The sequence below is a fragment of the Bacillus sp. FSL K6-3431 genome, assembly GCF_038002605.1.
In the GTDB taxonomy this organism is placed as follows: Bacteria; Bacillota; Bacilli; order Bacillales; family Bacillaceae_C; genus Lederbergia.
In genome coordinates this window covers 2,847,618-2,869,180 of the sequence record NZ_JBBOCT010000001.1, presented here as the reverse complement: position 1 = coordinate 2,869,180, position 21,563 = coordinate 2,847,618, and the positions used below count along the sequence as shown (strand labels likewise).

The following is a 21,563-nucleotide window of genomic DNA, read 5'->3' as shown; positions in this document are numbered from 1 at the left end:
AGTATTTATAAAAATATATAACGGTTATCGGTGCTTTTTAATATATAGCAAAGGATTTATGGGAAGTCCATATTTGCGCTATCTATGTAAAAGCTCAAAAGGGAAGTTGGTTAAAATCCAACGCGGTCCCGCCACTGTAAATGGGAGTGAGCTGTATTATAATCCACTGTGCGTATTGTACGGGAAGGAGCAGCAAACGATGATCATGAGTCAGGAGACCTGCCGATGCCATTACACCAGATTAACCTACGAGGATGGGCGAAGGTGGATTAGCAGATGCTTTATTAAAAGCTGTCCATTAATCGTACATCTCCATTCGTTGGGGATGTTTTTATTTTTTGTAAAATGAAAAAGGGGGAGAGAATCGTGAAAAAATTAAATGCACTGCTCATAGCCTTCATGCTCGTTTTTTTAGCAGCATGTGGAAATGAGGCTGAGCCAACACCAGTTGAAAACAATAATGAATCGGTGTCTGATCAAACAGATCAAGAAAACGCATCAGTAGAGACTTTTCCGGTTACGATCAAAGATGCAACAAATAAAGATGTAGTGATTGAGAAAAAGCCAGAAAAGATTGTTACGCTTATGCCAAGTAATACGGAAATTGTCTATGCCCTAGGTGCAGGTGATACAGTTGTAGGGGTTTCTGAATCTGACAATTATCCCGAAGAAGTTAATGAAATAGAAAAAGTAGCAGGTATGGAGTTAAATATCGAAAAAATCATTTCATTAGAGCCTGACGTAGTACTTGCTCATGGTTCAACCGTTTCTATGTGGGAATCTGGGCTGAAACAGCTGGAGGATAGTGGGATAACTGTCCTGGTGGTTAATGATGCACAAAGTTTTGAGGCAGTATATGAATCGATCGAGATGGTTGCAAAAGCAACAGGGAAGTCGGAAGAATCTGATCAATTGATCGATGACATGAAAGCAAAATTGGCTGCAATTAAAAAACAAGCAGAGTCTATTTCTGAAGAAGACCAGAAAACAGTATTTGTAGAAATATCCCCTGCACCTGAAATGTATGCATCGGGACAAAATACATTTATGAATGAAATGCTAAAAGTAATCAATGCACAAAATGCGGTTAAAGAAGACGGTTACCCTCAAATGAATGAAGAAGCAGTGCTTGTGCTAAATCCAGATGTGATCATAACGACATATGGTGTGGAAAATGCAACTGAACTAGTACTGGAACGTAAAGGATGGCAGGATATGACTGCTGTGAAGGAAAAACAAGTATATGAAGTAAATGAAGATCTTGTAAGTCGTTCCGGACCGCGGATTATCGAAGGAGTAGAGGAGCTTGCAAAAGCCATTTACCCAGAAGTTTTCGGGAAATAAACAGGTAATTTCATATGTAGTTGCAGGTGGGTTTTTACTATTTACGATGTTTTTAGGCATTTCAATTGGGGCGGTCCGCGTGCCTTTTACAGACATCGCATTTATTGTTGGAGCAAAGGTTTTCCATTTACCGCTAAGCGAACATATTGATTCGATGCACGCGACCATCGTGATGAATATCCGCCTGCCACGGGTATTACTGGCTGGTCTAGTTGGGGCTTCTCTTGCAATGGCAGGAGGAGCCTTCCAAGGGCTGCTTCGTAATCCGCTCGCAGATCCATATACGCTAGGCGTTTCATCTGGAGCCTCTGTAGGTGCTGTTTGTGTACTGTTTTTTCAAATCAGTATACAGTTTGTAGGGATTTTCACATTGCCTCTTGTTAGTATAACTGCTGCCTTCTTGACTATTTTCCTCGTATTATTTTTTGCTAAAAGCATCGAACCTTCTATGAAAGTGGAAACAATTATTTTAACGGGAATCATTTTTAGTTCTTTTCTAGGTGCATTACTTTCGCTAATGATTGCACTTTCTGGTGAGGAGCTGCGCCAAATCATTGGCTGGCTATTGGGTAGTGTATCGATGAGAGGGTGGAGCTATATCCAGATTATTCTACCTTTCTTTTTAATTGGTGGGTTTATTTTAATGATCAATGCCCGAGAACTGAACGCGATGTCATTTGGAGAAGAGCGGGCGAAGCATCTTGGGGTAAGTGTGGAACGCCGAAAACTCGCAGTACTTGCAGCTGGTTCGTTATTGACAGGTGCCGCTGTGGCTGTATCAGGGACAATTGGCTTTGTTGGCCTTGTCATTCCACACTTAGTACGGATGATTTGGGGACCCGATCATAAACGATTATTACCTTTGTCGCTGGTGGTTGGCGCTGGATTTCTCATCTTAGCTGATCTGGTGGCACGGACAATCATCCAGCCAGCCGAGTTGCCAATTGGTGTGATTACGGCATTAATCGGTGCACCTGCTTTTGCGGCAATTTTAGTGAGAAGACGTGTGGAAAGAAGAGGATAAGACATGCTGAATGTGAAAAATATTTCAGGGGGGTATCCTGGAAATAGTGTGCTTAATGATGTGTCATTTACAGTTAACAGTGGCGAATTATTTGGTATCCTTGGACCGAATGGTAGTGGAAAGACAACGTTATTAAAGATGATTAGTGGATTGCTAACACCTGAAAAAGGGGAAGTTTTTATAAAAGGTCAGCAAATTAGCTCATATACTGCCAAGGAGCTAGCAAGGGTAGCCGCTGTTTTACCACAAGTCTCCTCTGAGGTTTTCGCCTATACAGTAAAGGAAACTGTCTCACTTGGCCGGTATGCGCATCAAAGTGGCTGGCTACACTCAAGGCATCCAGATGATGAAGTATTAGTTCATGAAGCAATGGCTGCCACTGGAGTAGAAAAGTTTCAGAACAAACTTTTACAAGAGCTATCAGGTGGGGAACGCCAGCGGGTTTTTCTTGCCCAAGCGCTTGCTCAACAGCCGGAAATTCTTTTGCTGGATGAACCGACAAATCACTTAGACCTGGCATATCAAAAGGAATTAATGGATCAATTGAAAAATTGGACTCGGGAGCGAGGACTAACAGTTGTGTCGATTTTCCATGATTTGAATCTAGCTGGATTATATTGTGATAGGCTTCTGCTTTTGAATCGTGGAGAGGTTGAAGTGCTTGGTAAGCCTCAAATCGTTTTACAAGAGGATAGAATTCGTGATGTGTATCAAACAAAAGTTGTAGAGCAATTTCATCCACAAGTGCCCCAACCGCAAGTGGTTTTACTTCCAGAAGTAAGTGGACAACAAAATAGCGATCGAATTATCATTAACGAGCAGTTTCTAACAATTAGTGAAGACGCAATAGAACTCTGTTCACCAATACCAATGAAAGTAATGGCTTCTGCGTTAGTGGGAAGCGGATTTGGTTGGAGAAATCGGTTTGTTAATGCTTTTTCAGCGGAAGCCTTGAAGAAAGTATTTGTAGAAGAAACCATTGCAATGGTAGCAGCTAGTAAGAAAGATGTCTTCTATGGCACGTATGAAGGGCATGGCTTCTCCCTGTTTATAGTTGTTGCGAAAGGTGCTAGTATAGATGCATTAAATACATGGGTATTTATAAATGGAATAATTTCGGATGACGTTTTTATACAAGCTATTTCTGCAGTTGGTGAGGCAAACGCTCTGTCAGCTGTGGAACGTGATCAAGGTGGAGTTGTGATTGCTGCTGTACAAAGTGGGATAAGTGTTGAAGGATCGCAGCTCAGAACGATGATACGCGAAGGTGTACTTGAAAAGATACAAGTAATGGATAGGGAATAAGTTGGAAATCACATGATATAGCAGGGCAAAAGCTTAATATCCATAATAAAGTCAAACGAAAATGAAATGGATAAAGACGCTGGTATATAGTTTAAAAGACACCACAAAATAAAAGGTGTCTTTTAAAAATGTACATTTATTATTGTTTAGGTTCTAAAACAAGCTCTATAGGTTCGGCGTCCTTGCTGTCAAATTCTATTTGTGTTTGTCCGTTTACCGAGGATAGAATCCGAATCCGATCATCGGCAGAAACCGTTGTCCATTCACCTTCGATTGTTAGTTTCATCGGGCGCATAATACTCTCTGCATGTCGCCAACTGCGGGAATATATACTTACTTCTTTTTGAACACCATTTTCGTCATATTGATCATCCTCGATACCTTCATATAAACGTAAATTGGGATCTACTACGCTCAGGACAATTCGGTTTCCATCTTTGCGAGTCATCACCATGGACGGAGTATCTACTGCACGGACAATCCCTTGATCGACAGCATCACTTGCTTCGAATAAGGCATAACCAGTTATACCAGTCGTGTGGTCGTGTACGACATGTGCCGTTCGGTCCTGCTGTAATACATTGTATGGAGCGGCGTTTTGGCTCTCCATTGAATCCACAAAGTCTTTCATCTCTTCCGTATTTGTCTTAACTAATACAGCATATTGATACATTCCATCTTTAGGAGCCTTTCCGTGATCAATCCAAGCCGTTGCAAAATTTCCTGTTGTTTCTGACCCATCCTTCTGATGTTTCGACTGCTGCTCAGATCGCTTCATCGCGATTGTCTGTCCAGATGGTACATAATAACCGTTGTCCTTATTGTCGATGAGCCATGCGTCACGAGAAAGTTCATGACGATCTTCATACGGAAATTCAGTGATAGCGTCTTCTGTGGACATCCATGTCGGATCAGTTTTTTCAGGCATATAATTTTGGAAAAGTGTCGTCTCCGTTGAATACTCATTATTCATATTTTCTATGTCTGAACCTAATGATATAATTCGGTTATCGAAGAAAAAGTATGATTTTCGGGCGCGATGAGTACCATCATATTTAGGATGTTCATGAAGCTTCATGGCAAACATCCCATTATCTCCTTGTAAACTTAAGCTTCCCGAAAATGTCTCATCAGACAGAAGCATTTCCTCAAATCCGCTGAAACGGTCCACATTCCGAACATCGGAGCGTAACTTTTCAAATGGCAGGTGAATTGTAGTAGTACCTGGCCAACGGTTCCAATCCCAGCCATCATGAACATAACCGCTGTTCATGTGATTGTCATACCCCATAATTTGCATTTGCCCATAAGACATATAACGACCATACAGGTTTGCATTCTCATAAGTTTCATTTCCCCATAAATAACGGCTATATCCTTTGACACCAACTAGCCAATCGTCACGTCTATGCAATCCAAGATTGGCATAATTCATTGCCCAAAATCCATTCGGAGCTAGTTCCGCTTCGATCCCCAAGGCCCTGAACTGGCGAACGGTCGCATCCTCGTTATCAGATAACCGCAAATAGGCTGCAGCTACTTCACGATCAATCGTTTCTTCTCCATCCGGGGATCCTGCCAAAGCCATATAACGATATGGTGGCAGAACCAGAGCAGCTTTTCCATCAGGATGGCGTCCTGAAATGCTAATCAACCACTCCGTTTTATTAGAATAAAGCCGCATAGCGAGCAGTGCTTTTTTCAAAGTTTGATGCGCATCTTCTGCTACCTTGAAATGGGTGCCGGATAACACATACATAATGGGAGTAACTCCTTTAAATGCATCATTCGCATAAGCTGGATAATGGTTAGCGTGATGATATGCAGATCCATCCTTCTTGAATGCAGGATCTAATCCATTGGCTGGTCGTAGTCCTTGCGATAGCCAAGAAGAAAAGCTTTCAAAATCTCTAACTTTATCCTTTGTATCTTCCTGTATCAAAATACTGGCCAACATGCCGTTTAGTGTCGTGTTTAAAATATCAATATTACCTTCGATCTGCTCTGACGGTAAATACATTTTACCTGCACCGCTTAACCATAACAGCGTTTTTTGCGTACGATCGAGAAGATTGGCCTCTCGTAGAACATCACGCATCAAGAATGTTGAAGTATAAAAGCCACGAACGTTATAGCCTAAATGGTGCATTGTTCCCTGTGCACTACCGTAATTCCATCCTTGATCGGCGAAATGATCGGATAAATCGACATACATAGACTTCAGCTCATTCTTCAAAGCCATATCATCAGTGGAAAGGTACGCATCCGTCACCAATTGCATGAAGTCAGTAAAAGCTCTAAGATCAGCTGTATTATTCAATTCCTTGAAAGATTCCTTTAAAGGCTGCGGCATTTGATCGAAGTGAGGCATGAATAGTGATTTTCCACGTATCACTTCATCGTCACGTACAATTTCAAAAGATTCATAACGAGTTCGAATATCGGTTATAAGGGCATCAGTTATCTTTTTTCGTTTAAAAGCCAATTCCGTAAATTTATCTTCAATTGTTCGAAATGCCTTGATATCTGTGTCTGTTACTTCCTCCGATGATTCTGGGGGAGTCTGTTGAGAATAATGCAACAGACCGAGCCAGTGAGCATTCGCAGCTTCCATCACTCCTGGATTAACGAATGGGACTTGTAAATCTGGTGTATGATGTCGAGGGTCTACAGGAGTAGACAACATCATGGAGTCGAAATATAAAGTCCCTTCTCCAGACTTTGGTGCTTTTATAATCAATCGATTCATAGCTGGATGTGGAGATCCTTTCATATCACGTTCAAACGATACCCAAGCTGTTCTCCACCCACTAAAATTGAGATTCATCTCGAACCAACTATCAGGTTTATTTCCTCTTCCAAATTGAAAGGTAACGGATTCGTCTTTCGGTTTTTCATTATAAACCCATACAACAAATGTACTAATTGATTGATCACGATCATTTGGAACAAATGGGCTATAACCAATTTTCTCCTTGATTGTTAGAGTGGAACTGCTTGCATAATCCCATTTAAGGGACTGAGTACCATCCTTTGAATGTAGTTCGTTCACCTCAAGATGACCGCCACCTTTTAATTTAAAATTCTTTGGTACCCCATTTTCAAAAGTGAATAGCGGAATGCCCATCGATCTCGCTTCTGTTTCAATTAATTGTGCGGAAGATGCACTTTCATTTGAATTAGTTTTTTTACTTGTAGTTAATACTGGCGTCTCAGTTGCAGCCGCTGCAGGTATTGACCAAACCGCTGGAGTAGACAAGGCTACTGTAATAGATATAGCGATAAATCGTTTTCTATGATACTTGAACCATTCGGGCTTACCTCTAAGTAAACTTTTCGTCGAATCTTTGTTAATCACCTTTTTCATTTCATAAGTTAAGCGATGTTTAGTTTGTAACGGATCTTGTTGCTTGTTGTAAGAGTGTTTCATTTTTCAATCCCCCCTTCTATAAATCGGAAAAAATCCGGTAAACACCTTCATTTAAGGGTAATTTTATCTAAGTGAAAAGGAGCTTGGGAAGGTGAAAACTTTATGCCCCTGCTCATTTACTTAATTAATATTGTGAAAAACGTCCTGTTATCAGCTTAAATGCAGTCAATAGTAGTGCTATCTTTATTTAAATGCGTCTAAAGGCCGGGGAATAAACTTTTTTATAATATAGAAGTCAAAATAGTTAGTTACGTTTTAATTCCTCCTTGACTGAATGGTCATTCATTATATAATGATAGTAATAAGTTATTTGAGAGATAAATAGATTTCTTTATACGGGAAGGGAGTGGTTGGCAAGATGGATATATTATTCTGGATTAATTGGATTGCATTTCTCTCTGTAACCGCTTACGCAATCTTTTTATTCATCTATGTAGTAAAGACACGTATCACCTTTATTAAACTTGGGAAAAAAGAAGTGTTCGATAACGATGTGAAAGCGCGCCTTAAAAAAATAGGCGTTAATGTGTTTGGACAGAAAAAGTTACTGAAAGATAAAAAAAGTGGCACCATTCATGTAATGTTTTTTTACGGATTTATTCTCGTCCAGTTTGGTGCGATTGATTACATTTGGAAAGGACTTGTGCCCGGTTCACATTTGCCACTCGGTCCGCTTTATTCCGGATTCAAATTTTTTCAAGAAATTGTTACACTCGTTATTCTTGTCGCCGTCGTATGGGCGTTTTATCGTCGCTATGTGGAAAAGCTTGTTCGATTAAAACGCGGATTTTACGCTGGACTTGTATTGTTGTTTATTGGTGGCTTAATGCTGACGGTTCTGCTCGGGAATGGGATGTCACTTATTTGGCATAATGAACCATCCACGTGGACCGAACCTGTTGCCGCTGGGATCGCTGCAGCATTTAGTTGGTTAAGTCCAAGTGTAGCGGCCGTTATTTTCTACATTGCTTGGTGGATACATCTATTGTTGCTTTTAAGCTTTCTAGTGTATGTACCACAGTCAAAGCATGCCCATTTAATTGCAGGACCTGCAAATGCATACTTTGAGCCACTTGATGGTGGAAGAAAGTTAAAAGCGATAGATTTTGAAGACGAATCTGAAACCTATGGAGTTGGAAAAATAGAAGAATTTACTGATCTACAATTACTGGATCTTTATGCATGTGTGGAATGTGGAAGATGTACGAATATGTGTCCGGCAACAGGTACGGGAAAAATGCTTTCACCAATGGATCTCATGATTAAGCTGCGGGATCATTTAACAAATCACGGTGCCGCAGTAACGCAAAAACAACCATGGGTTCCAACATATGCATTTGCAAACACGAAGGCGAATCAGATAGCGAAAGCAAGTGGTGGGGAAGGTACGGTTGAGGCTGCCGCGACTTTAGAATATCATCCAAGTATGATTGGAGAGGTAATCACGGAAGAGGAAATATGGGCATGTACGACATGTCGTAATTGTGAAGATCAGTGTCCAGTAATGAATAAGCATGTAAGTCAAATTATAGATATGCGCCGCTATCTTGTCTTAACGGAAGGGAAAATGGATACCGATGCTCAACGTGCTATGCAAAATATTGAACGCCAAGGCAATCCATGGGGATTGAATCGTAAGGAAAAAGAAAATTGGCGTGAAGCTCGTGAGGATGTTTATGTCCCAACTGTAAAAGAATTAAAAAAAGTGGGCGAAGATTTTGATTATCTTTTTTGGGTTGGTTCGATGGGTGCATTTGATAATCGCAGTCAAAAAATTGCTCTATCATTTGCAAAACTTCTTAATGAAGCCGGTGTGAAATTTGCGATTCTCGGTAATAAAGAAAAAAATTCAGGTGATACGCCGCGTCGCCTTGGAAATGAGTTTTTATTTCAAGAGCTAGCAACAGCAAACATCACTGAATTCGAGAAAAATGATGTGAAAAGGATCGTGACGATCGATCCTCATGCATATAATATTTTTAAAAATGAATATCCTGACTTTGGTTTGGAAGTAGAAGTATTCCATCATACGGAGCTGCTCGATCAGCTTTTAAAAGAAGGACGCTTGATCCCACAATTTGTGGTAGAAGAAAAAATAACCTTTCACGATTCTTGCTATCTCGGCCGCTATAACGATGTGTATGACCCACCTCGGGAAATTCTTAAGTCAATCCAAGGTGTGACCCTTGTAGAGATGGAACGCAATCGGGAAACCGGTATGTGCTGTGGAGCTGGCGGGGGATTGATGTGGATGGAGGAGGATACTGGTCAGCGTGTGAATGTTGCGAGAACGGAACAGGCTCTTGCAGTTGAACCATCAGTCATCAGTTCAGGTTGTCCGTATTGTCTGACCATGCTCTCAGATGGTACAAAGGCAAAAGAAATGGAAGAAACAGTTAAGACATACGATGTCGCAGAACTCCTCGAGAAAGCGGTATGCGGGGATCAACAATCTGCATAAACATAAGAAAAGCACAAGCGTCCGTTTAGTAACGTACAGACTACACTCGCAGAATGAGTGGGTGCTTAAGTTGTCACAGGACCTGGCGGAGGTAGTAGACGATCCTTTCTTGATGGGATTTGGCCTATAACCTCGAGCGGGTCCTATAGCTAGACGTGTAAGGGAACGGATGTTGAGAATCCGGAAGTTTGATAGTTGCTAGTTGCTGGTCACTTGTCACCCTAAATCGTCACGACTAGTGGCGTAGGTGGGCCTGGTACATCCTATACGTAAGTATGAGTAAGACATAGAATAGATGACTTTTTGAAAATTGTACTCTAAAAATTTCTTATCTCTTAAATAAAGACGCCTCAAAATTATTTTGGAGCGTCTTTATCTTCCTTTTTTTATTAGAGTACTGCTGGGATTATTTCGTCTAGATGACGGGAATATAGTAAAAAGTGATGCGATGAAGTGTAGCTGGTTTATATAAGGAGGCGAGAAAAAACATGGTAAAAACAGTTATTGTAGCGGGAGCGCGCACGCCGTTCGGAAAATATGGAGGTGTACTTAGCTCACTCACTGCATCGCAGCTAGGTGGCTTCGCGATAAAAGAGGCTTTACATCGAGCGGCTGTACCACCTGAAATGGTACAGGAAGTGATGATGGGAACCGTTTTACAAGGAGGTCAAGGTCAACTCCCCTCGATACAGGCTGCACGTGTAGCGGGAATTCCTTGGGGAGTGAAAACGGAAACGATAAATAAGGTATGTGCTTCAGGCATGCGAGCGATTACGATGGCAGATCAAATTATTCGTGCAGGTGATGAAGATATAATTGTGGCAGGTGGGATGGAATCAATGTCGAATGCACCATACATACTGCCAAAAGCACGATGGGGTTATAAAATGGGCAACGCGACGATGATTGATTTATTGATCCATGATGGATTGACGTGTTCTTTTTCCGGTGTTCATATGGGATCGTATGGAAATATATCAGCGGAAGAATTCGAGATTACGAGAGCGGCGCAAGATAAGTGGGCGATGCGGAGTCATAAACGGGCAGTAGCTGCAATCAAAAGCGGCTTACTTTCCGAAGAAATTATTGCGGTGGAAATACCACAGCGTAAAGGTGACCCAGTTTTAATAAAAGAAGATGAGGGGCCAAGAAAAGATACTTCGATCGAAAAGTTAGCGAAGCTTCCGCCCGTTTTCGAGCAGGCGGGTACGATTACTGCAGGAAATGCGCCCGGCGTCAATGATGGTGCGGCTGCTTTGGTGCTGATGAGTGAAGTGCGTGCGAAGCAAGACGGGAAAACACCGCTAGCATATATTCTTGGCCATGCAGAGATTGCTGTAGAAGCGAAAGACTTCCCGCAGACGCCAGGGCTTGTTATTAATAAATTACTAGAAAAAACCGGTACGCCATTGGGTCAGATCGATCTTTTTGAAATAAATGAAGCATTTGCCGCTGTAGCGCTTACTAGTAATAAAATAGCCAACCTTAATGAGGAAAAAGTGAATGTTAATGGCGGTGCGGTTGCACTAGGGCATCCAATTGGTGCAAGTGGCGCAAGAATTATTTTGACACTCGTATACGAGTTAAAGCGGCGGGGTGGTGGTCTCGGTATTGCTTCGATCTGTTCCGGAGGTGGACAGGGCGACGCTGTCTTAATAGAAGTCCCGAAACAATAAAAAAAGAGGAGGATTCCTGTGGATATTAAAACAGTAATGGTGATCGGTGCTGGACAAATGGGCGCTGGTATAGCTCAAATATGTGCGCAGTCTGGCTATAAGGTGTATGTGAATGATATAGATGAAGCCTTGGTCAATAAAGGATTCGATCGTATTTCCAAAAGTCTTAGCCGTCAAGTAGCCAGAGCAAGGATGACCGAGGGAGAAAAAGTACTCATATTTGATCAACTATTTAAATCTACGGATTTACAACATGCACAATATGCAGATGTAGTGATCGAAGCAGCAATAGAAAATATGGATATTAAAAAGAATATTTTTGCTGAATTAGACAAATATGCACCAGAGCATGCTATTTTAGCAACGAATACTTCATCTCTTCCAATCACCGAAATTGCTGCGGCAACAACGAGACCAGAAAAAGTAATTGGTATGCATTTTATGAATCCGGTTCCCGCTATGAAGTTAGTTGAAATCATTCGCGGGCTTGTCACAGCCGATGGAGTGTACCAGGATATTGAAGAAATGGCGCTGAATCTTAATAAAACACCAGTTGAAGTGAATGATTTTCCAGGATTCGTATCTAATCGAATATTGATGCCAATGATCAATGAAGCTGTATACACTTTATATGAAGGCGTCGCAACGAAGGAATCGGTTGATAGGGTGTTAAAACTAGGTGTGAATCATCCGATGGGACCACTTGAACTTGCCGATTTCATCGGACTTGATACGTGTTTATACATTATGGAGACGTTACATGAAGGATTTGGCGATGATAAATATCGACCATGTCCGCTTTTAAGAAAATATGTAAAGGCTGGTTGGCTTGGTAGAAAAAGCGGGCGTGGATTTTACTTTTATGACTGAATAGTTTTAGCGGTGTCAGACAGTTAGGGGGGACAGCGATGAATCTTCAGTTAACAGAGGAACAAACAATGATGCGGAAAATGGTTCGTGATTTTGCGCAAAAAGAAATAGTACCGTTTATTGATCGCATGGAAGCGGGAGAGTTTCCAAGGGAGATATTAAATAAAATGGCTAAGCTCGGCCTGATGGGAATTCCTATACCTGAAAAATATAATGGGGCAGAAATGGACTTTATGTCTTACGTTATAGCGATTCAAGAACTCTCCAAAGTAAGTGCAACGATCGGTGTTATATTATCTGTGCATACGTCTGTTGGGACGAATCCAATTCTATACTTTGGAACGGAAGAACAGAAACAAAAGTATGTCACAAAGCTTGCAAGCGGGCAATATCTAGGTGCTTTTTGCCTAACAGAGCCAGGAGCGGGTTCAGATGCGGCTAATTTAAAAACACGAGCTGTGAAAAAAGATGATCATTATCTGTTAAATGGTACGAAAGCTTTTATTACAAATGGCGGAGAAGCTGATATATATATTGTTTTTGCGTTAACAGCACCAGCCAAAGGGCAACGGGGCATCTCCGCTTTTATCGTGGAAAAAACAGCTCCTGGATTGATAATTGGAAAAGACGAGAAAAAAATGGGGCTTCACGGATCGAGAACTGTTCAACTAACATTTGAAAATATGAAAATACCTATAGGGAACCTCCTAGGCTCGGAAGGAGAAGGCTTTAGAATTGCGTTAGCTAACCTGAATGTCGGCCGTATTGGCATCGCCGCACAAGCGCTTGGAATTGCTGAAGCAGCATGTGAAGCCGCAATAAACTACGCCGCAGAGCGCAAACAATTTGGAAAATCGATAGCAAGGCAGCAAGGAATCGCCTTTAAGCTAGCAGATATGGCTACTGCAGTAGAGAGCGCTAGATTGCTCGTATATCGGGCGGCTGATTTATGGGCGCGTGGACTTCCTTGTGCACAAGAAACATCAATTGCCAAACTATTCACATCCAAAACAGCGGTAGAAGTAGCTACAGAAGCGATTCAAGTTTTCGGAGGATACGGCTACACAGAAGATTACCCAGTTGAACGTTACTTCCGCGACGCGAAAATTACAGAAATATACGAAGGCACAAGCGAAATCCAACGAATCGTTATTAGTAAGCACCTTATAAAATAGTAAGGGGGCTAAATTACATGAACTTTAAATTAAGTGAAGAACACATAATGATTAGGAAGATGGTTCGTGATTTTGCCCAAAAGGAAGTGGCGCCAACTGCGGCAGAAAGAGATGAAAAGGAACGCTTTGATATCGAGTTATTCGAAAAAATGGCCGAACTTGGCCTAACAGGTATTCCTTGGCCAGAAGAGTATGGTGGAATTGGCAGTGATTATTTAGCATATTGTATTGCTATAGAGGAGTTATCTCGCGTTTGCGCATCAACTGGGGTAACTCTTTCCGCTCACACATCACTTGCTAGCTGGCCGCTCTATAAGTTTGGGACCGAGGAACAGAAACAGAAGTATTTAAGGCCTCTTGCTGAAGGTTCAAAAATAGGCGCGTATGGGCTAACAGAACCTGCTTCAGGATCAGATGCTGGGGCGATGAAAACATCGGCACGCCTTGATGGAGCAGATTATATTATTAATGGTTCGAAAATATTTATTACAAATGGTGGCATTGCTGATATTTATATCGTGTTTGCTTTAACAGAACTGAGTGACAAACGGAGTACGACTGCGTTTATCATTGAAAAAGATTTCGCTGGGTTCTCTGTAGGGAAAAAAGAGAAAAAACTTGGCATCCGTTCCTCACCGACAACAGAAATTATTTTCGAAGATTGTAAGGTCCCTATTGAAAACATGCTTGGAGAAGTAGGAGAAGGATTTAAAATCGCCATGATGACACTGGACGGTGGTCGTAACGGTATAGCCGCACAGGCAGTTGGCATCGCACAAGGTGCGCTAGATGCATCAATCACTTATGCAAAGGAACGCAAACAATTCGGGAAGCCGATCGCTGATAATCAAGGAATATCCTTTAAACTAGCAGACATGGTGACAAGTATAGAAGCGTCCCGTCTCCTCACATACCAAGCAGCATGGCTCGAATCGTCAGGTCTTCCATATGGAAAGGAATCAGCTATGTCTAAATTGATGGCTGGGGACTCGGCGATGAAAGTAACGACAGAGGCAGTACAGGTTTTCGGTGGCTATGGCTATACAAAAGACTACCCTGTAGAACGATTTATGCGCGATGCAAAAATTACCCAAATTTACGAAGGCACCCAAGAAATCCAACGACTCGTCATTTCACGAATGTTAACAAAATGATAATGAATACGATTGCTCCATAAAGGTCGGCTATCATGCCCAAGCATAGGGGGAGTAGCATGAGTGCTCTAGAAATATATAAACCACGTCATCATGTTCGTTTTGTCACGGCATCTAGTTTGTTTGATGGGCATGATGCATCAATCAATATCATGCGGAGGATTTTACAAGCTAGTGGTGCAGAAGTCATTCATTTAGGGCATAATCGTTCCGTGGAAGAGATAGTAAATGCGGCCATCCAAGAAGATGTGCAGGGAATTGCGGTATCTTCCTATCAAGGTGGACATATCGAGTATTTTAAATATATGCATGATTTGCTTGCTGAAAAAGATGCTACACATATTCAAATATATGGGGGCGGAGGAGGCGTTATCATCCCTCGGGAAATCAAGGAACTACATGAATATGGGATTGCGCGAATCTTTTCACCAGATGATGGGCGAGTAAACGGTCTCCAAGGCATGATCAATCTAATGCTTGAACAATGTGATGTCTCAACAGGTCCCTTAAAAATTGGATTAGAAAATCTGACAAATGGCGATCAACAAATAGTGGCTAAATTAATATCAATTGCAGAAAATCGTGTAGGAACAGAGAATGACTCTGATCTTTTTTCAACGATAAAAAAGCTTGTTGGATCTGCACCAGTACTCGGGATAACCGGTACTGGTGGAGCGGGGAAAAGCTCGCTGACGGACGAACTCATACGGAGATTTATTAATGAAGTACCAGAAAAGAAAGTGGCTATTTTGTCCATTGATCCGTCAAAGCAAAAATCTGGCGGTGCATTATTAGGGGATCGGATTAGGATGAACGCCATTTTCTCTCCACGTGTGTATATGAGGAGCTTAGCGACACGAGGATCTAGGAGTGAATTATCACTTGCTACCCGTGATGCGATCGATATTGTCAAAGCAGCAGGATTTGACCTTGTCATTGTGGAAACGAGTGGAATCGGTCAAGGCGACGCTGAGATTACTGAAATTAGTGATGTCTCCATGTATGTAATGACGAGCGAATTTGGAGCACCATCACAACTTGAAAAAATTGACATGATTGATTATGCGGATTTAATTGTCATCAATAAATTTGAGCGCAAAGGCTCTGAGGATGCAAGGAGACAGGTGCAAAAGCAATATCAGCGCAGTCGCTTGCTTTTTGATATAGAACTTGAAGACATGCCGGTTTATGGAACAATTGCAAGTCAATTCAATGATCAGGGTACGAACGCATTATTTGCAGCTTTGATTGAAAAATTAAATGAAAAATGTGGTACAGAATGGTCGACTGCTTTTTCAAAAAATCAAAAGGTAGAAAAACAAGATGTAATTATTCCGAACAGTCGTCAGCATTATTTAAGGGAGATTGCTGATACCGTCCATCGTTATCACAAGCAGGCAGAAGAACAAGTGAAAATTGCACGCAGGGTATTCCAATTAGAAGGTGCAATCACAGCTGCGGAAGAGGCAGCTACTAATATAGTGGATGAATTGATCGCTTTGAAAATAAAAACAGAAGAAAAGCTATTGCCAGCTGCAAAAAAAGTCATCACTGAATGGCAGGCAATGAAAGAAAAATATGCAGGGGAACGGTTCGTAACGAAGATTCGCGACCGTGAAATCGAGACGAAGCTAACAATTAAAAGTTTGTCCGGTCTTTCGATTCCAAAAGTCGCGTTGCCAAAATACGCGGATTATGGTGAAATCCTGAATTGGGTGTACAAAGAAAATGTGCCAGGTTCATTTCCGTTTACAGCAGGTGTGTTTCCTTTTAAACGGCAAGGCGAAGATCCGAAACGCCAATTTGCCGGTGAAGGAACACCTGAACGGACCAATCGGCGTTTTCATTACTTATCAAAGGATGACGAAGCCAAACGTTTGAGCACAGCATTTGACTCGGTTACGCTTTATGGCGAGGATCCCGATTATCGGCCTGATATTTATGGAAAAGTTGGCGAGAGTGGTGTGAACATTTGTACGCTGGAAGATATGGAAAAGTTATATGCAGGATTCGGTCTATGTGCGTCATCTACGTCTGTTTCGATGACAATCAATGGACCAGCACCAATTATTCTTGCGATGTTCATGAATACAGCGATTGACCAGCAAATAAAAGTGAAAAAGGCGGAGCTTAATAGGGAATTAACGCTGGAAGAATACGCTGAAATAAAGGCACATTCTTTAAATACAGTACGTGGCACAGTACAGGCTGATATTTTAAAGGAGGATCAAGGTCAGAATACATGTATTTTCTCTACGGAGTTTGCGTTGAGAATGATGGGGGATATTCAGCAATATTTTATCGATCAACAAGTCCATAACTATTATTCTGTATCTATATCTGGTTACCATATCGCGGAAGCGGGAGCTAATCCGATTTCCCAACTCGCTTTCACACTCGCGAACGGCTTTACGTATGTAGAATATTATTTAAGTCGCAAAATGGATATCGATGATTTCGCACCTAACTTATCATTTTTCTTTTCGAATGGGCTTGATCCAGAGTATACGGTAATCGGCAGGGTGGCACGAAGAATTTGGGCAACGACAATGCGAGATAAATATGGTGCAAATGAACGGAGTCAAAAGTTAAAGTATCATGTACAAACATCAGGACGCTCCCTTCATGCTCAAGAAATTGATTTTAATGATATCCGTACAACCTTACAAGCTTTAATGGCATTGCAGGATAATTGTAACTCACTTCATACAAATGCCTATGACGAAGCAATTACGACGCCAACCGAAGAGTCTGTGAGGCGGGCGATGGCGATTCAAATGATCATAACAAAAGAACATGGTTTATCAAAAAATGAAAATCCGCTGCAAGGATCATTTATTATCGAAGAGCTAACAGACCTAGTGGAGGAAGCTGTGTTGCAGGAATTTGAACGATTGAATGACCGTGGAGGCGTTTTAGGTGCAATGGAAACCCAGTACCAACGTGGCAAAATCCAAGAAGAATCTATGTATTATGAAATGCTAAAGCATTCGGGGACGCTCCCGATCGTTGGCGTGAACACCTATATAAATCCGAATCCGCCATCAGAAACAAGCATAAACGACATCCAACTCGCTCGAGCAACAAAAGAAGAGAAAGAAACGCAAATGGATCATTTACGGGAATTTCAGGACAGGAACAGGGCTCAAGTTGGCAATGCATTGCAGAGATTGAAAGAAACAGCAGTGAACGGTGGTAATATTTTTGCAGAGTTAATGGAAACGACAAAAGTAGCGAGTCTTGGACAAATCACAAACGCCCTTTACGAAGTAGGTGGACAATATCGCCGCAATATGTAAGTAAGGACTTCACATTTCAGGCTTCCTGTTTCCTTTATCCCGCCAGAATAAAAGGATTGTTAACTAAGAACGCAACGTCGCGCACATTCCACTTAGGCTCTCAATGCGAGTCATAACGGCGTTGCCACACAACGTGGGATTTGTTCCTTTATGTCTAGCTGTAGACGCGAGAGACTCGAGGTCATAAGTTTATCTGTAAAGACAGTAAGATCAACCTTCGCGCCTCTGAGAGCGCATTCTGTTTTTCTTTAGTGGATAATTTTAGTTATGCGGTTTACAATGTAAGAAAAGCGCTTGAAGACGGGATGTGGACAGATGAAAATAACGCTTATTTTAATAAGTAGTTTTCTCGTGGTTGCTGCTAGTTTTTTCTTATATCAGAAATCGCTCGGTTCTATTCCATTCTTACTTATCTCTTTTGTGCTTTTTTATTTAGGGCGTCGAAAGCCTCCTGAATCAAAGTCTGAAAATGATGAAAATGTGACTGAAAAAGCCTGATCAGAAGAAATCAAATAATTATTGGCGGTTAACAGTAGCATAAATGAAACTAATTTGTTTATAATGTTGAAGATGGTTTTTAACAAGCAAGGCGCTTGTGCTATTTTTAACCGCCTTTTGATTATAAAGAATGAAAGGATGTGCGATTTTTGAAATTGCAGCAGCTGTCCAAAGAACAACGTAGTGAAATGTCTTTTATTGAAGTCGCGACGTATATTTTTGAGGAAAAAAGAGAAGCAATGCCATTTAATGAGTTAGTCGCTGAAATTGGGAGATTGCTGGAAATTCCAGAAAAAAAACTTCGTCAACGAATGCTCCAATTTTATACTGATATCAATATTGATGGTCAATTTATCTCACTTGGTGAAAATCGTTGGGGATTACGTGAATGGTACCCGTTCGATCAAATTGATGAAGAAGTGATAGTCCCTGCTAAACCGAAAAAGAAGAAAGCTAAAAAAGCAGCGGTTATTGACGATGATGAAGATCTAGAGTTGGAAGATGATTATGACCTAGATGAAGATGAGTCGGTTGATGACGATGATGAAGACGAAGAAGAAGAAGATGAAAGCTTAGAGGCTTTACGTGAAGCAGAAGTAGACGAAGATCTAGTAGACGATGAATTTGAGATTGAAGAAGAAGTAGAAGAATTAGATATTGATGAAGAAGACGAGGACGAAGAAGAAGAGGAAGAGGAAGAAGAGCAATAATCCCTCTTGACTTCCGTTCCGCGAGTATGTAATATCTTATTTGGGCTCCTTGAAAAAGGACAGAGAAATAATATGTCACGCTCCCTTACTTTTGTAGCGGGAGCGTTTTTTATTTTTTATAGGATTAATGGAACATAATAAAGAAATAGGGTAATGCAATAAAGGAGGAAGTATTTGTGTCAAAGTATATTTTCGTAACCGGTGGAGTAGTATCATCATTAGGTAAAGGCATCACGGCTGCATCTTTAGGGCGCCTGTTAAAAAATCGTGGCTTAAGCGTAACGATTCAAAAATTCGATCCATACATTAACGTGGACCCAGGTACAATGAGTCCTTATCAACATGGAGAAGTGTTTGTGACAGATGATGGCGCGGAAACGGATCTTGATCTCGGTCATTACGAACGTTTTATTGATATTAATTTAAATAAATACAGTAATGTAACGACAGGTAAGGTTTATTCTGAAGTGTTAAAAAAGGAACGGCGCGGTGATTATAACGGCGGTACAGTTCAAGTTATTCCGCATATTACAAATGAAATTAAAGATCGTATTTATCGTGCGGCTGAAAAAACGCAAGCAGACGTAGTTATTACAGAAATAGGTGGAACAGTTGGGGATATTGAATCCCTTCCATTCCTAGAAGCAATTCGCCAAATGAAAAATGATGTTGGCCGTGATAATGTGATGTACATTCACTGTACACTTATTCCATATTTGAAGGCTGCGGGTGAAATGAAAACAAAACCGACCCAACATAGCGTAAAAGAACTTCGTAGCTTAGGAATTCAACCTAACGTAATTGTTGTTCGTACAGAAATGCCAATTTCTCAAGATATGAAAGATAAAATTGCCTTGTTTTGTGATATAGATAAAGAGGCTGTTATTGAAGCGGGAGATGCAAGCACGTTATATTCTATCCCACTTTCATTGCAGGACCAACATCTTGACCAAATCGTTTGTAATCATTTGAAGCTTGTATGTAGTGATGCAGATATGACTGAATGGAAGCAGCTCGTAGAAAAAGTTCAGGGACTTACGAGAACAACGAAAATAGCTTTAGTAGGCAAATATGTTGAACTTCAAGATGCATATATTTCAGTTGTCGAAGCATTGAAACATGCAGGGTACACATTCGATTCTGATATAGAAGTCAAATGGTTAAATGCAGAGCTTATTACTGAGGAAAATGTTGCAGCTGAGCTTGCTGATGTAGATGGCGTTCTTGTACCAGGTGGTTTTGGGGACAGAGGCGTTGATGGTAAATTAGCAGCAATCAAATATGCTCGTGAAAATAAAGTTCCATTCTTTGGTATTTGTTTAGGGATGCAACTTGCTTCTGTTGAATATGCAAGAAATGTGGCTGGATTAGATACGGCTCATTCATCCGAAATAAATCCGACAACACCACATCCGATTATTGATCTTTTACCAGATCAAGAAGGTATAGAAGATTTAGGTGGAACATTAAGACTTGGACTTTATCCGTGTAAGGTTGAAGAAGGTACGAAAGCTTACGAGGCTTATAAAGTAGATACGGTGGAGGAACGTCATCGCCATCGTTACGAGTTCAATAATAAATATCGGGAAGAAATGGAGAAGGCTGGCTTTATATTCTCAGGAGTTAGCCCAGACGGTCGTTACGTAGAAATTATCGAGCTACCTGATCATCCATGGTTCGTAGCATGTCAGTTCCATCCGGAATTTACTTCACGCCCAACACGTCCACAGCCATTATTCAATAGCTTTGTGGAAGCGGCAATAAATGCTAAAGCGTAATATATGAAAAAAGCCTCCTCAGTTTGTGAGGAGGCTTTTTTATATAAAAAGTTCAACCAATGCAATTATTTTTTTCCAAAAACTAATTGAAATTCTTATAATTACTCATATTCTTCTATAATCTCTTCGATTGTAAACTTTAAAGCAAAGTAGATATATAGAGCTACCATGGATGAAGGAAAACCGATACGACTCCCATCTTCAGTTGGTAATAGCGGCCTAAGTAATTGCGTATTAATATGAACATCTGCAAGATCATTAAGGCGAGAATGCTCTTCCTTTTTCTGACCAGAAACGACAACGAAAGGTATATTTTTTTCTGCTAGTTGTTCTCCGAGAGATACTGCTTCCTTATCTGTCGAAAATCTCGTGAAAATAATTGCTCTGTCAGCAGTCGATAAAGAAATGCCGGCTTCCAATCTCACTGCATGTTCAAAGGGTTCTGCCCCATATAATGCTTCAAACGCAACACTTTCCATTTCATCGAAGCCTTTTATATAAATATGTCCTTCTCCAACAGGAGCTTGTGCCAATAGTCTGGCCCCATCTTCTATTTGAAACTGCTCTTTATCAAAAACCCGGTTAAATAACCCGGTTAGTTGTGTAGAAAACATTTTTAACATATGAAATTCTCCCTTCAATCCGATATTGCCATTATAAGCCTTGCTACTATTTAAGAAAAGCGCAAGGCGCTACCAAGCTGTTACAGTCGTAATCATTTGGCACGTAAACCTATTAGACTAGGATTGAAGCTAGAAAAGGAAATGTTTTTTGATCTGTAACTACAGCATATTCCTATCACTTATTTACATGAAAAAGGGACAGATTTTCGTGTTTGT

At 41.0% G+C, this 21,563-nt stretch carries 14 protein-coding genes and 1 riboswitch; of the genes, 12 read left to right on the top strand and 2 right to left on the bottom strand.

The window, feature by feature from the left end; translation table 11 throughout:
• The first annotated feature begins 56 nt into the window (after positions 1-56).
• Positions 57-241: riboswitch (cobalamin riboswitch) on the top strand.
• Between the two features lie 125 nt (positions 242-366).
• The 3 genes from MHB53_RS14095 to MHB53_RS14085 are packed head-to-tail and all read left to right on the top strand — an operon-like array spanning position 367 to position 3,673.
• Positions 367-1,344 (top strand): ABC transporter substrate-binding protein, encoded by a 978-nt coding sequence (locus MHB53_RS14095; RefSeq protein ID WP_445661435.1) that lies wholly within the window; start codon positions 367-369, stop codon positions 1,342-1,344.
• The gene (locus MHB53_RS14090) at positions 1,307-2,368 is read left to right on the top strand and encodes a FecCD family ABC transporter permease (protein WP_340919420.1); all 1,062 of its coding nucleotides are present in this window, start codon (positions 1,307-1,309) and stop codon (positions 2,366-2,368) included. Before MHB53_RS14095 ends, MHB53_RS14090 begins: the two co-directional genes overlap by 38 nt.
• Positions 2,369-2,371: 3 nt before the next feature.
• The gene (locus MHB53_RS14085; protein ID WP_340919418.1) at positions 2,372-3,673 is read left to right on the top strand and encodes an ABC transporter ATP-binding protein; all 1,302 of its coding nucleotides are present in this window, start codon (positions 2,372-2,374) and stop codon (positions 3,671-3,673) included.
• 139 nt (positions 3,674-3,812) lie between these two features.
• On the opposite strand, the gene MHB53_RS14080 is transcribed toward MHB53_RS14085, so the two are convergent.
• On the bottom strand, positions 3,813-7,103 hold the full coding sequence (locus MHB53_RS14080; protein WP_340919416.1) for a chondroitinase family polysaccharide lyase: 3,291 nt from the start codon (positions 7,101-7,103) through the stop codon (positions 3,813-3,815).
• Between the two features lie 358 nt (positions 7,104-7,461).
• On the opposite strand from MHB53_RS14080, the gene MHB53_RS14075 reads away from it, so the two are divergent.
• From MHB53_RS14075 to MHB53_RS14035, 9 genes are all read left to right on the top strand, one after another.
• On the top strand, positions 7,462-9,564 hold the full coding sequence (locus MHB53_RS14075) for a (Fe-S)-binding protein (protein ID WP_340919414.1): 2,103 nt from the start codon (positions 7,462-7,464) through the stop codon (positions 9,562-9,564).
• Between the two features lie 488 nt (positions 9,565-10,052).
• Positions 10,053-11,240 carry an acetyl-CoA C-acetyltransferase gene (locus MHB53_RS14070; protein ID WP_340919412.1) on the top strand — a complete coding sequence of 396 codons (1,188 nt, stop codon included), beginning with the start codon at positions 10,053-10,055 and terminating at the stop codon, positions 11,238-11,240.
• A gap of 18 nt (positions 11,241-11,258) precedes the next feature.
• Complete coding sequence (locus MHB53_RS14065) at positions 11,259-12,110, top strand: 3-hydroxybutyryl-CoA dehydrogenase (protein WP_340919411.1); 852 nt, start codon at positions 11,259-11,261, stop codon at positions 12,108-12,110.
• Between the two features lie 38 nt (positions 12,111-12,148).
• On the top strand, positions 12,149-13,285 hold the full coding sequence (locus tag MHB53_RS14060) for an acyl-CoA dehydrogenase (protein WP_340919409.1): 1,137 nt from the start codon (positions 12,149-12,151) through the stop codon (positions 13,283-13,285).
• Positions 13,286-13,302: 17 nt separating this feature from the next.
• Positions 13,303-14,439, top strand: coding sequence for an acyl-CoA dehydrogenase (locus tag MHB53_RS14055; protein WP_340919407.1), 1,137 nt, complete (start codon positions 13,303-13,305; stop codon positions 14,437-14,439).
• A gap of 59 nt (positions 14,440-14,498) precedes the next feature.
• Positions 14,499-17,738, top strand: coding sequence for a fused isobutyryl-CoA mutase/GTPase IcmF (gene icmF / locus MHB53_RS14050; protein WP_340919405.1), 3,240 nt, complete (start codon positions 14,499-14,501; stop codon positions 17,736-17,738).
• A 315-nt stretch (positions 17,739-18,053) separates the two neighbouring features.
• Positions 18,054-18,236 (top strand): hypothetical protein, encoded by a 183-nt coding sequence (locus MHB53_RS14045; RefSeq protein WP_340919403.1) that lies wholly within the window; start codon positions 18,054-18,056, stop codon positions 18,234-18,236.
• Positions 18,237-18,385: 149 nt separating this feature from the next.
• Positions 18,386-18,946: a DNA-directed RNA polymerase subunit delta gene (gene rpoE / locus MHB53_RS14040; RefSeq protein ID WP_340919401.1), complete on the top strand. Its 561-nt coding sequence runs from the start codon at positions 18,386-18,388 to the stop codon at positions 18,944-18,946.
• A 176-nt stretch (positions 18,947-19,122) separates the two neighbouring features.
• A complete protein-coding gene (locus MHB53_RS14035; RefSeq protein ID WP_340919399.1) occupies positions 19,123-20,724 on the top strand; it encodes a CTP synthase in 1,602 nt (533 codons plus the stop codon).
• 101 nt (positions 20,725-20,825) lie between these two features.
• On the opposite strand, the gene MHB53_RS14030 is transcribed toward MHB53_RS14035, so the two are convergent.
• The gene (locus tag MHB53_RS14030) at positions 20,826-21,347 is read right to left on the bottom strand and encodes a DUF2529 domain-containing protein (protein ID WP_340919396.1); all 522 of its coding nucleotides are present in this window, start codon (positions 21,345-21,347) and stop codon (positions 20,826-20,828) included.
• Between the last annotated feature and the right edge of the window lie 216 nt (positions 21,348-21,563).